Annotated in this window: 10 protein-coding genes; 2 read left to right on the top strand and 8 right to left on the bottom strand. The window is 61.2% G+C overall.

The window, feature by feature from the left end; translation table 11 throughout:
- Window positions 1-37: 37 nt before the first annotated feature.
- From SANT_RS20695 to SANT_RS20675, 5 genes are all read right to left on the bottom strand, one after another.
- Window positions 38-832 carry a nitrilase-related carbon-nitrogen hydrolase gene (locus SANT_RS20695; RefSeq protein WP_025424127.1) on the bottom strand — a complete coding sequence of 265 codons (795 nt, stop codon included), beginning with the start codon at window positions 830-832 and terminating at the stop codon, window positions 38-40.
- The gene (locus tag SANT_RS20690) at window positions 829-2,823 is read right to left on the bottom strand and encodes a CocE/NonD family hydrolase (RefSeq protein WP_025424126.1); all 1,995 of its coding nucleotides are present in this window, start codon (window positions 2,821-2,823) and stop codon (window positions 829-831) included. Before SANT_RS20690 ends, SANT_RS20695 begins: the two co-directional genes overlap by 4 nt.
- Window positions 2,824-3,163: 340 nt before the next feature.
- Entirely contained in the window at window positions 3,164-3,694 is a 531-nt protein-coding gene (locus SANT_RS20685) for a GNAT family N-acetyltransferase (RefSeq protein ID WP_025424125.1), read from the bottom strand.
- Entirely contained in the window at window positions 3,691-4,260 is a 570-nt protein-coding gene (locus tag SANT_RS20680) for a helix-turn-helix domain-containing protein (RefSeq protein ID WP_025424124.1), read from the bottom strand. Before SANT_RS20680 ends, SANT_RS20685 begins: the two co-directional genes overlap by 4 nt.
- Before the next feature lie 97 nt (window positions 4,261-4,357).
- Window positions 4,358-6,652, bottom strand: coding sequence for an FdhF/YdeP family oxidoreductase (locus SANT_RS20675; protein ID WP_025424123.1), 2,295 nt, complete (start codon window positions 6,650-6,652; stop codon window positions 4,358-4,360).
- Window positions 6,653-6,777: 125 nt separating this feature from the next.
- Here SANT_RS20675 and SANT_RS20670 point away from each other — a divergent pair, with 125 nt between their 5' ends.
- Window positions 6,778-7,239: a GNAT family N-acetyltransferase gene (locus SANT_RS20670; RefSeq protein ID WP_025424122.1), complete on the top strand. Its 462-nt coding sequence runs from the start codon at window positions 6,778-6,780 to the stop codon at window positions 7,237-7,239.
- A gap of 25 nt (window positions 7,240-7,264) precedes the next feature.
- On the opposite strand, the gene SANT_RS20665 is transcribed toward SANT_RS20670, so the two are convergent.
- Window positions 7,265-8,308 carry a type III polyketide synthase gene (locus SANT_RS20665; protein WP_025424121.1) on the bottom strand — a complete coding sequence of 348 codons (1,044 nt, stop codon included), beginning with the start codon at window positions 8,306-8,308 and terminating at the stop codon, window positions 7,265-7,267.
- 466 nt (window positions 8,309-8,774) lie between these two features.
- On the opposite strand from SANT_RS20665, the gene SANT_RS20660 reads away from it, so the two are divergent.
- The gene (locus SANT_RS20660; RefSeq protein WP_051440199.1) at window positions 8,775-9,707 is read left to right on the top strand and encodes a hypothetical protein; all 933 of its coding nucleotides are present in this window, start codon (window positions 8,775-8,777) and stop codon (window positions 9,705-9,707) included.
- Between the two features lie 63 nt (window positions 9,708-9,770).
- Here the strand turns inward: SANT_RS20660 and SANT_RS20655 are convergent, their stop codons facing one another.
- Window positions 9,771-10,871, bottom strand: a complete 1,101-nt coding sequence (locus SANT_RS20655; RefSeq protein WP_025424120.1) for an NAD(P)/FAD-dependent oxidoreductase — start codon at window positions 10,869-10,871, stop codon at window positions 9,771-9,773.
- Window positions 10,872-11,064: 193 nt separating this feature from the next.
- A complete protein-coding gene (locus SANT_RS20650; protein ID WP_025424119.1) occupies window positions 11,065-11,532 on the bottom strand; it encodes an RcnB family protein in 468 nt (155 codons plus the stop codon).
- Window positions 11,533-11,683: the final 151 nt, after the last annotated feature.

The raw sequence follows: 11,683 nt of genomic DNA, 5'->3' as shown, positions 1-11,683 counted from the left end.
GCCGCGGAAGGGGCGAGTCTTATTTCCTGCGGCGGCGTTAATCCGCGGGCATGAGGCCGTTCAGGTAGTGGGCGTGGCGGCTGTCGGCCGGCCACGGATGCTGCCGGCGCCAGCGCGCCAAACTTTGACGGTCCAGCGTGGCGCTGAGCGTGAACGCGCCGGCCGCCGGCGCGCTGGCCACTATGCCGCCGTCCGGGCCGACGATACGGCTTTGGCCGATACAGGCGAACGGGCCGTCGCCGTCGCCGCGGTTGGCGAAGGCGATGTAACAGCCATTTTCGTAAGCCCGCGCCGGCACCACATGGCGCGGCACCACGTCATAACCGCGAGTGGTCGCGCTGATACACAATAAACAATCCATGCCCGCCAGCGCCTGGGCGCGGACCAGCTCCGGGAAATCCAGATCATAGCAAATCGCCATCCCGAAACGGAAACCGTGTAATTGAAACCCCGCCAGCCGGTCGCCGGGACGGAATAACGCCTGCTCATAACCCGACCAGAGGTGGATTTTGCGGTAGTTGGCGCAAACGTTGCCCTGAGCATCGATCGCCATCATGGCGTTATAGCGCTCGTCGCCGCATTGTTCCGCATAGCCAAACGCTAGCGTCTGACGACGTCCGCGCGCCAGCGCCGCTAACCGGCGCAGCGTCTCTCCCGACTGCGGCAGCGACAGACGCCGCACGGCATCCTGGTGTTGATAACCGCACAGCGCCAGTTCCGGCAATAGCAGCAAATCCGCCGGCGCCGCCGCGGCCAGCGCGCCGTCCAGCCAGTCGGGAATGGCGGCGATTTCCGCCGGTGCGTCGGCGGTCTGGACGATGCCAATCTTCATGCGGGTTCATCTCCCGGCGGGGAAAAAAAAGGAAAGTCGAGCCGCCAACGCCGGGAGAAACACGGCTCCTCTCCATCCCAGGCGTCGAGGGTGGATTCCAGCCGCCAGCCGCCGGCGTCAGCGGTAAGCAGGCTGTGAATTTCCAGCCGGGCCTGCCAGTCGCCGCGATGAAAGCCGGCGCTGCGCCAGGCTTCGGAACGGGCGCCGGCGGGGTCGTGAGCATTGACGCGATAGATCTCGCGGCCCAGCGCCTCAAGGCGCAGTCCGGTCTCCGCCAATTCAACTGCGCCAAGATTACGCACCACCTCAAGCGTCGTTTCGCCATCGTCCATATCCCGGATCACCCGTTGGCGGCCGCGGGCAGGCGCGACCAGAACCCGCGCCGGGACCGGCGGCGGCGACCAGGGATCCCCCAGCGCCGGCGGCGGGCAGACCTCAGCGTCGGGATCGCGCAGCGGCAGTATTACGCTGCCGCGTTGTACCGTCAGAACAGGACGTACCGGCAGCGGCGCGGCCAGCGGCCAGTAACAGGTTGAAAGCGCAACGCGCAGGCGATAGCCCGCCGGCAGGACAAACGCCGCCGCTTTTAGCAGGACATTGATCTGATAATAGTGTCCCGGCACCAGCGGTTCTGCGCGATCAAAGCCGTTGCGCGCCGCCAGATTCAATAAACCATAGCTCACGCGGATGGCAGTGCCGTCCGGCGCCACGGCATTCAGGCGCACCGCCAGCATCGCCAGGGGGTTATCCGCGCACAGTTCAAGCCGCACCTCGGCGCGGCCGAGGAGCTGTAGCGCCGTTGCCACGGGCGGTCCATCAAAGCACAGGGAGCCGGCGTCATCCTCGCGCTGGTCCCCCGGCATATCCGGTCCCCAACCGTAAGGACACCACTCCCCCGACGCCAGTCCCGTGGTGGCGGGGGAACTCAGGGTTGCGGTAAATTGCGCCGGCGTGTCCTGTAGCCGACCGGGCGCCAGATGCAACGTGTGCGCCCGGACGTCGGCGGAGGGCCAGCGGCGTTCCGCCGCCCAATGACCCTGGCGCTGCACATAGCGGGCGCGGGGCGGTTCCGGCCGTTGTTGCCAATAGGTCAGCATCGGTTCGGCCATAATGCCGGTCTCTCGCCCTTTCAACCACTGATCGAACCAGCGCTGAACATAGCCGATAAAATCAATGCGCGGCCCCGGCGTGGCAATGTGGGGAAAAGCGTGCCCCCATGGGCCGATCAGCCCTTTGCGCGGGCCGCGCAGGTTCTCCAGCAGGCGCAGCACGGTGTTGGTATAGCCATCGGCCCAACCGCCGACCGCCAGCACCGGCACGGTAATGCGGCCATAGTCCTCACACACCGAACCGCTGCGCCAGTAGTCGTCCCGCTGGGGATGCTGCATCCAGCGTGCCGCGGGCGGCAGATCCATCGCGTTGAGCCGCGCCAGCCACATGGCCTTCCAGCGATCGCCGACGATGGCCGGATCCGGCGGCGTCGGCGTCCAGGTAAACAGGGTGGCGCCATATTGCAGATTGTCGTTGAGCAGGGCGCCGCCCATATAATGCATATCGTCGGCGTAGCGGTCGTCGGTGGAGCAGGCGGTGACGATCGCTTTGAGCGCCGGCGGCCGCAGGGCGGCGATTTGCAGCGCGTTAAAACCGCTCCAGGAGATGCCTATCAACCCGACGCTGCCGCTGCACCAGTCCTGCGCGGCGATCCAGGCGATGACTTCGCAGGCATCGCGCCACTCCTGCAGCGTATATTCGTCGTTCATCAGCCCGTCGGAGTCGCCGGCGCCGCGCATGTCGACGCGTAGGGCGGCATAGCCGCATCCGGCCAAACCGGGATGCAGCACGGCATCATCTCCGCGATGCCGGTCGCGGCGGCGGTAGGGTAAATACTCCAAAATGGCGGGCACCGGCGAACTTTCGTCCGGTAACCACAGGCGGGCGGCCAGACGGCAACCGTCCGAGAGAGGGATCCAGACCGTTTCGATTATCCGCATGACACACCGCTCCTGACGATACCAACGTTGGCTCTATCTTTGCACAGTGCGCCACGGAAACCATCCGGTTTGCGACCCGTTTGACGCGAAAAGCGACTTAAGGGCAAAAAGGACGGGCGCCGTTGGTGTAGCGGTCCAGAAGCGGGCGGCGTCTTTCTCCCCTCGGCCACCCGTCACGCTACGCCCGTTGCCTGGTGGTTCACCGGGCGGATGAAACGTGTCACAGGCGGGTTGGCGCTGGCCTCCGGCAGCCGCCGTAGCGTCGAGCGCACCCTCGGTCGGCGCCGGCGTCGTGAACACGGCGCGCGATGTTGGCCGCCGCCGGCGAGCGGCGCAATGATTATTTCAGCTGTAAATAGTAGACGGTGGTCGCGGTCAAACGGCCGTCGGGATACAGCGCGTAATCGGGAATGACGCCCGCGCGCCGCCAGCCAAGGCGGGTATAAAGTCGTTCAGCGGCGCTGCCGGTGGCGGTATCCAGCACCAGCAGCGTCTTGCCTGCCTGCGCCGCCCACTGCTGCGCCGCCCGCATCAATGCCTCGCCCACGCCGAGGCGACGTGCTCCGCGGTGTACCAATAGTTTGATAATGTCGCCGCGGTGCGGTTGATTCTCCGGCTGCGCCAATACCACCTGCACCGTGCCGATAATCTTTCCTCCGGCATCGCGCGCCACCAGCAGACCGTTATCACCGCTGGCCGCCAACGCCGTTTTTCGACGCCAGAACGCCTCGGCGTGCGCCTCGGGAAGCGGCAACATAAAACCGACCGACGCGCCCCCTTCCACGCAGTCAATCAACAGCGCGATCAGGTCCGCCAAATCCGCCCGGTTAATGTCGGCACCCAGCGATTGCAGTGTGATGCAAGGGGTCATGGTACGCTCCTGACCGGCGACAGCAGCACCAAATAGCGCGCCGGCTCATGATGAGGATTATGAAAGGCGGTGGGACGGTCCAGAGCAAAACCCAAACAATCTCCCTGCCGCAGACGATACTCCCGCTCTCCGACACGGATAAGAATAGACCCCGCCAGCAGCCAGATTTGCTGATGAATGCCGGGATCACGCTGGCCGGTTTCATAGGCGACGCTGGCGCCGGCAGGGAATATCACCTCGATCATTTGCACCGGAAAGTGGGCGTTGTCCGGAGTAAGATTGCGCCGTATATAGCCCGATTGTGGATCTTGCCACCGCGGCTGGTCGTCGTGCCGCACCAGCGGCGTACTGTCGGTAGCCGGTACCTCGAATAGCGCGTTGAGCGGCATCCCGAGGCCGTAGGCGAGTTTTTCCAGTACCACGGCCGTCGGGCTGCTTTCGCCACGCTCAATCAGCGAGATCATCGACCGGCTAACATCGGATTGTTGCGCCAGCGCCTCCAGCGATAATCCACGCTGCCGGCGCAGCGCGCTCAGCCGGGCGGCGATGCGCGCGTTAATGTCCATACGATTGACCTCATTTCCATAATAATGGATTAATAATCCGGTATAATGGAAACAGAAGTCAAGATAAAGCGCCCGTCGCCTTGGCTATTTCTTGCCGTCAGGCGCAGCGCTCAAGCGCGACGGGCACGCTTTTATACGCCGGGACGCCGCTGTCGTGATCATAACTGTCCAGCGGCACCAGCTTATTGGCCTCGGGATAATAGGTTGCCGCCGAGCCGGGGGCCATGTCGTATACGACCACCGTCAAATTATCCAGCCGTCGCGAAGAGTGCCCGCCGTCGGCGTCCAGCGCGATGACGTTAACTTTATCCCCCACCCGCAATTCCCGCCGCTCCGCCTCCGCCGCGTTAAGAAACAGCACATCGCGCCGGCCGGTGACGCCGCGGTAGCGATCGTTAAGGCCATACAACGTAGTATTGTATTGATCGTGGCTACGCAGGGTGGTCAGCACCAAGTCATGATGCGGCGAGCCACAGGGATCTTCATTGATGCCCGGCATAATAATAAATTGGGCGCGTCCATTAGGGGTATTCCATTGACGTTCCGAGGCGGCATTGTAAAGCCGGAAACCGCCGGGCTGCTGAATGCGGGTATTGTAGTCCTTGAACGCTGGAAATACCGATGCTATGGCGTCGCGGATGCGCGCGTAATCGGCAACCAATGCCTCCCAGGGCACCTTGCTATTAGGCAGCGTTGCGCGGGCCAGGCCTGCGACGATGGCCGGCTCCGAACGCAGATAAGGGGACGCCGGTTGCAGCGTTCCGCGCGATGCATGGACCATCGACATGGAGTCTTCGACGGTAATTGATTGACTGCCGCTGGCCTGCCTATCCTTCTCGGTGCGGCCCAGCACCGGCAGAAGATAGCTGTCGTTCGCCAACAGCAGATGGGAACGGTTCAACTTGGTCGCCATATGCACCACCAGCTCCAATTTGCGCATGGCCGCAAAAGTCACGTCCGGGTCCGGCATCGCCGTTGCCAGGTTGCCGCCAAGACAAATCAACGCCTTGGAACTGCCCTGCTGAATAGCCCGTATGCTTGCCACCGCCGCGTGGCCATGTTTGGCCGGCGGCGTGAAACCAAAGGTGCGCTTGATACCGTCTAGCAGCGCCTGCGAGGGGATTTCGGTAATGCCCACCGTGCGGTCGCCCTGCACGTTGGAATGCCCGCGCAGGGGACAAATTCCCGCGCCCGGCTTGCCGATATTCCCGCGCAGCAGCAGCAAATTGGCCAGCTGTTGCACATTTTGCGTCCCATGCTGATGCTGGGTGATGCCCATGCCGTAGCAAATAATGGTCCGCTCAGCATTGGCGTACAGGCGGGCGATATGTAAAATTTCGCCGTGATTCAGACCGGAAACCGCGATGATGTCCTGCCACGGCGTGTTGTCCAAATCGGCTTTCAGGGCCGTAAAACCCTGGGTATGTTCGGCGATAAACGCCTCATCGATTACCCCGTTATCGCCGCGGGCCAGCGCATCTTGATGCAGGGTAAGCAGCGCCTTCATAATGCCTTTCAGCATGGCGGCATCGCCGCCGACCCGGACTTTATAATAGGTCGACGACAGTGTGGTGGCGCTGAGCGTGAGCATTTCTATCGGGCTTTGGGGAGACGTGAACCGTTCAAGCCCCCGCTCCTGCAGGGGATTAAACGCTACAATGGTGGCGCCGCGTTTGGCCACCTCGCGCAGGGTGGCTAGCATGCGCGGATGATTAGTACCGGGATTATGGCCGATGCACATGACCAGATCGCAATGCTCGAAATCCTCAAGGGTGACGGTGCCTTTACCCACGCCGATAGAGGCCGGTAAACCCACGCTGGTGGGTTCATGGCACATATTGGAACAGTCGGGGAAATTATTGGTGCCATATTCGCGGGCAAAAAGCTGATAAAGGAATGCCGCCTCGTTGGACGTGCGTCCGGACGTGTAAAACTCCACGCAATCAGGGTCGGCGTAGCGCTGCAACGTCGCGCCAATTTCGCGAAAAGCCACTTCCCATTCGATAGGGCGATAAGTATCCGTAGCGGCATCATATTTCATCGGCTGGGTCAGTCGCCCTTCCCCTTCCAAATCGAAATCGTGGCGCTGCCAGAGTTCGCTTACGGTATGGGCGGCGAAAAAGTCCGGCGTGGCTCGCTTGCCGGTGGCTTCCCAACTGACCGCTTTGGCGCCGTTTTCGCAAAATTCAAAAGATGAGGTATGCAGCGGATCCGGCCATGCGCAGCCGGGACAGTCGAATCCCTGCGGTTGGTTAACGTTAAACAGGGCAATAACATCCTGATTCACCGCCATTTGGCCGCGAATGGCGTCGGCCACCGCTTTCAATGCGCCCCATCCGCCGGCGGAGCCGCCATAAGGCGCAATGCCGATCGTGCTCTTTTTCTGTTTCATTTTTACCTCATCGATAACGCTGTCTCAGGCATAATGCCCTTATAAGTGTAGGTTATCGCCGCACGCGCGGCGCCGGGCGGTCGCGGAGGCAATAGGTCATTAACCAGATAGAAGGGGATATCATGATGGTAAACTGGTGCGACTGGCACCATAGCGAAGTGAGCGCGCCGGTACTTTATCAGTTGCTGTCTTTGCGCAGCGCGGTATTCGTACTCGAACAGCAGTGCCTCTACGCGGATATGGATGGCCTGGATATGCAGGGCGACAATCGCCATATTGCCGGCTTTGACGAGTCGGGACTGGTGGCGTGCGCCCGTTTGCTGGTGCAGCGGGACGCGGTGAGTATTGGACGGGTAGTCATAGCCCCCCGAGCGCGTGGCCTGGGCCTGGGGGGACGGCTAATGCATCAGGCGCTGGCGTCATGCGCCGCGCGATGGCCGGAGAAACCGGTAACCCTCTCCGCCCAGGCGCATTTGCAGGCTTTTTACCGCGCGCTTGGATTTGCGGCGGTGACGGACATTTACGATGAAGATGGCATTCCCCATATCGGCATGCGGCGGCCGTCGCCGTACACGCTGAAGGAGTAAGCCACGCGGTGCCGTTATTTGCCCGTTAGTTCCACTGCGACAAACTCATTTCGGCGGTAATGCCGGGGCCGAAGCCGGCGATAATCGCCTTGCCGCCGCGGGTGAAAATGCCTTTTTCATGCATGCGGCGATAGGCCTCGAACACCACCGAACTGGCGATATTGCCGCAGTTGACCAGCGTGTCGCGGCTGAAAGAGAATTGCTGCAAATCGACCCGCAGATACTTGGCGAGATCGTCGAGAATACGCGGGCCGCCGGCGTGAATAATGTAATAGGCCAGGTTTTCAATATCCCAGCCGTGCTCGCAGGTCATCTGACGCATCACGGGCGCCAGCGGTTTCATGGTACCCGGTACGCGCTTGTCCAGACGGAAGTGAAAACCGGTATCTTTAACCTGATAGCGGATCCATTCATCGGTGTCGGGGATCAGATAACTGGCGTTGCGCTCCAGCGAGAGCCCCTCCCCGGGTTCAGCGGTGACGACCGCTGCGCTGATGGCATCGCCGAATAGCCCGTCGGAAAGCAGGCTGCCGACATCGCCATCGGTGGGTTGATAGCTCAGGGAGCAAAACTCACAGCTAATTATCAGTACGTTGCTCCCGGGATGGGCCAAAACATAATCATGTGCCCGGTTGATGGCGGCACCGCCGGCGGCACAGCCTAATTGGGCGATGGGCAATTGCATGGTGTTATCCGGTAGTCCCATATGGTTAATAAGCCAGGCGGTCAGCGACGGCATCAAAAAACCCGAGCAGGAGACATAGATAATCGCGGCGATTTGGCTGGCGCTGACGGAGGCATTGTGCAGCGCTTCTTCAACTACGCCGGGAACCAAGCGTTTTGACTCATATTCAAATACCGCATTCCGATAGCCAAATCCAGGATGCAACGTGGCGAGCTCGATGGGCTGTATAATATGTCTTTTCATAACGCCAGTATTAATAATCAATTCGATCGATTTTTCCAAATTCGGATTGTCTTTAAAGTTTGTCCTGGCTAAATTAATCGTGTCTTGCTGGCTAATGATGTATTCCGGCAAATAAACCGCAGGCTTGTGCAGAGTGGGCATATTTAATAGTCTCCATAAGAGCTTGAATAAGTTGAGGTTATCAAGCCGATCGATTACCCTTGTCCGTCGTCATCTTGTTAAGCTGGCCGGAGATTGTCAATGCGCTCTGACAGCAGTATTAATTTTCCTGTGCGATTGTTTCGAGAAAATTTACTGGTTTATAAATGGGTTAATTAGGGTATTTGCGGTCTTCGCTACCGGGTGAGTAATCAAAGAAATATATGTTTAAGCCTGTGGCTATTGCAGAGATAAATAACGGCTTTATTTATCTTCCTCTGTCCTCTCTTGCCGCGCTCAGCAAATTGCGACGATAACCGTCTTTATGGCGAGGCGATGCTCAACCTGCCGGCAATCATCACTAGAATATCCCACAAAAGGGGGCGCCATGAACATTTCCTGCAATTTCGGCCTGGCGCCATCGCTTAAATTGCCAGTCAGAACAGCGATATGGCGATAGGAGGTCAGCATGTTACCACGAGTTTTCCCACCGGGGCCCGGGGCGGTGTCCTGGGCGCGTTCCTACGCCGCCGGGCAGCAGGCGACGTCTGCTCTGGCGGCGCGCCTCACGGCCGCTGAGCGCGCGCCAGCCGCGGCCGCGGCGCCGCGGCAACGCAGGTCAGCGCCGGCAATGCAGCAAGGGCGCGGCGGTGAGGAGTATATCACCTGCGGCGTCCTGCCGCAGAAGGGGGATTATCAGTTAGCGCAGATAGCCGGCGATGTTTACGCTAAACATTCCGCCCTTCCGCCGGGCGCCTTCCGCCGCTTTACCCCGCACGATTTGCGCCGATACGGCCTCGATAAGGCGTTATTGCGCGACAAACGTTCCGGCTTACAGGCCAATTTCTATGGCAACGGCAGGCAGGTGGCGCTGGCCTTTGCCGGCACCAACGGTTTCAACGACTGGCTGACCAATCTACGGGCGTCGCTGGGCTACCGGGATGCGCAGTATCAAGCGTCGGTGGCGCTGGCGCGGCAGGCCAGACACCTTTTTGGCGATAAAGTGCTTTTTACCGGCCATTCTCTCGGCGGTTCGCTTGCCGCCATCGCCGCTGTAGCGACCGGTTCGATGGCGGTGACGTTTAATCCGGCGGGCGTGGCTGAAAAGACCCTTAGCCGCTACGGGGCGTCGCCCGCCAGGGCGAAACGACGGGCGGCGAACGGGAGTATCCGCTGTTATAGCGGACAATACGACCCGCTGCATTGCGTACAGCGCTGGCTGCCGCCGCTACCCGAGGTGCCAGGGCATCGGATTACGCTTCGGCCGCCGGCGCAGCTTGCCGGCAACATACCGCCGTTGCAGGCATTGGTCTCTTTCTGCCAGGCCCACGGCATCAAGGACGTTATCGCGGCAATGGCCCGCGTGATTAAACCCGCCGTCAACGACACCCAACCGCAATAGCTCAGGGGCAATGGGCGGCGTGTTAGCGCCTCCCGCGCAATAGCCACGGCGCGGCGCTGGCCGTTAGGCGAAAAGACGGTCGGGGCGGAAGGGCGCTAATGCCGACGCCGTCTGGCCTGTCACCATCTCTCGCGCCGCCAATGCCGCCAGCAGCGCCGCCAGCGTCACGCCGCTATGGGTGACCATACAGTAATAGCCCGTTAACCCCGGTAACGGGCCGATTGCGGGCAAACCATCCTTCGGCAGCGCGCGAATGCCGGTAGTGACCTGATAATCCGTGATACCGCGTAATCCAGGCAACAGCCGGGCGGCTTCCCGTAACAGATCGGCCGCCGCTTGATCCCGCGCGGCGGGAGATTCGGTCAATGCCCAGGCTACCTCTAAGTCGTTAGGGCAGATCAGACTGTGGCCCGGACCGTCGGGGCGGACGTCGAATGTCGGGGTGATAAGAACGTGGCGCACCGGCGCCGCGGCCGATGGCACCCGCACCAGCAGGCCCGCGGTGGGGGCCAGCGGCAAAGCGAGATCCGGCTGGAAAGGCTGGCTATCGGCCCAGCGGCCGCAACAGTTCACCACCAGATCGGCGTTAAGTGCGCGGCCGTTGGCCAAGGTGACCCCGGTGACACGCTGGTTGTTACGGATGATGCCGGCGACGGCGGTAGCGGTGGCTACGCTTCCGCCGCCAGCGATAACTTCATCCAGCAAGGTATTGATATACAGCCGCGTGTCCAGCCATCCCTCTCGCTCACACCACAATATCGGCATGGCCGGCACGGCGTCGCGCGCCAGCGCCGGTTCCCGCACCAGTAAAGCCTCTTTGTCCAGCCAACGGACGGGATACCCCCACGCCGTCAATTGCCGCGCCTGTACCGCCAGCGCGGCCGCGTCGTGCGGGTGACGAAATTCGGCGCTGCCGGTCAAGTGCAGCCAGCGGCGATGAGGAAAGCGCGCCTGGAGCGCCTGATGCGCGTCAATGCCGGCGTTATTCAATTGCTGGTAGACTCGCGGCGGTTTACCGTGGGCGTTGACCCAGGCGAACGACGTGCCGGAGGTACCGCTGACGCGTTCACCGGCATCCAGCACGGTCACTCTGGCACCGAGATTGACGGCTTCAAACGCCAGTGACGCGCCGATCATGCCGGCGCCGATAATGATGATTTCCATCCGCTTTGCCTGCTGATTTTCCGCCGGGATCGATCGGTCGGTGCTGCGCCGACGCCAGCGAAGATGAAGGGGGGGTAGATAATTTACAGCTTAATGATTGGCGCCGCGGGACGCAACAGCGCCGGCCGGGGTCGCGGGCGGCAAACGGGCCCGCAAACCGCCGGCGGCGCGTAACGCCACCGGCGGGAAACGCTTAATGAGGCAGCATCGTGCTCATTATGATTGATGTAATGATCCCCGTGGCGGCGGCGATCAACACGTAATTGCCGTCGATGTAGGCCCAGTGCTCTCCTGGAGGCGGCGCCTGAAGGCCGCGCGCATGCCAATCGTAAACGCGGTAATCATCGCCGCGAAAACGCTCTGGCGCGGGATGGCCACGGCGAAAATCATGGCCGTTCCAGGCGAAATGATTCCGTTCGCCGCCGGGTCTGCCCGGGCCCCCGTGCGGGCCACCCTCATGGCCGCGGCCACCGCCCGGGCCGCCGGCATGTTCGCCGCCGTGTCCACCTGGGCCGCCCTGCCCGCCCTGACCGCCATGGCCCTGTTGCCACTGCTGCTGAGATGGCTGTCCCTGTGGGCCGTCGGCCCAGGAAAACGCGGAGAAACAACTGCTGGCCGCGAAAACCGTCATAACCAATGCAAGCGTGGTCTTTTTCATCATAGCTTCCTCATTAAACGACTGCCGGGTACTACCTGTTACTGACTAATATGGGATACGCGTTGGCGGTATTAAATAACGAAATGTCTTAAAAGCTGCGATTTGACCCAGCTTTACTTGGTTTAGTAAATTCTAAACATATGTAACAGGAAAA

This window comes from Sodalis praecaptivus (genome assembly GCF_000517425.1).
In the GTDB taxonomy this organism is placed as follows: domain Bacteria; phylum Pseudomonadota; class Gammaproteobacteria; order Enterobacterales; family Enterobacteriaceae; genus Sodalis_A; species Sodalis_A praecaptivus.
This window is presented reverse-complemented; position numbering and strand designations above follow the sequence as displayed.

What these genes read in the sequence shown, in the direction of transcription:
- SANT_RS20690 (WP_025424126.1), bottom strand. Translation starts at nt 2,823, where the DNA reads ATGCGGATAATCGAAACGGTCTGGATCCCTCTCTCGGACGGTTGCCGT.
- SANT_RS20650 (WP_025424119.1), bottom strand. Translation starts at nt 11,532, where the DNA reads ATGATGAAAAAGACCACGCTTGCATTGGTTATGACGGTTTTCGCGGCC.
- SANT_RS20685 (WP_025424125.1), bottom strand. Translation starts at nt 3,694, where the DNA reads ATGACCCCTTGCATCACACTGCAATCGCTGGGTGCCGACATTAACCGG.
- SANT_RS20660 (WP_051440199.1), top strand. Translation starts at nt 8,775, where the DNA reads ATGTTACCACGAGTTTTCCCACCGGGGCCCGGGGCGGTGTCCTGGGCG.
- SANT_RS20670 (WP_025424122.1), top strand. Translation starts at nt 6,778, where the DNA reads ATGGTAAACTGGTGCGACTGGCACCATAGCGAAGTGAGCGCGCCGGTA.
- SANT_RS20665 (WP_025424121.1), bottom strand. Translation starts at nt 8,308, where the DNA reads ATGCCCACTCTGCACAAGCCTGCGGTTTATTTGCCGGAATACATCATT.
- SANT_RS20680 (WP_025424124.1), bottom strand. Translation starts at nt 4,260, where the DNA reads ATGGACATTAACGCGCGCATCGCCGCCCGGCTGAGCGCGCTGCGCCGG.
- SANT_RS20675 (WP_025424123.1), bottom strand. Translation starts at nt 6,652, where the DNA reads ATGAAACAGAAAAAGAGCACGATCGGCATTGCGCCTTATGGCGGCTCC.
- SANT_RS20655 (WP_025424120.1), bottom strand. Translation starts at nt 10,871, where the DNA reads ATGGAAATCATCATTATCGGCGCCGGCATGATCGGCGCGTCACTGGCG.
- SANT_RS20695 (WP_025424127.1), bottom strand. Translation starts at nt 832, where the DNA reads ATGAAGATTGGCATCGTCCAGACCGCCGACGCACCGGCGGAAATCGCC.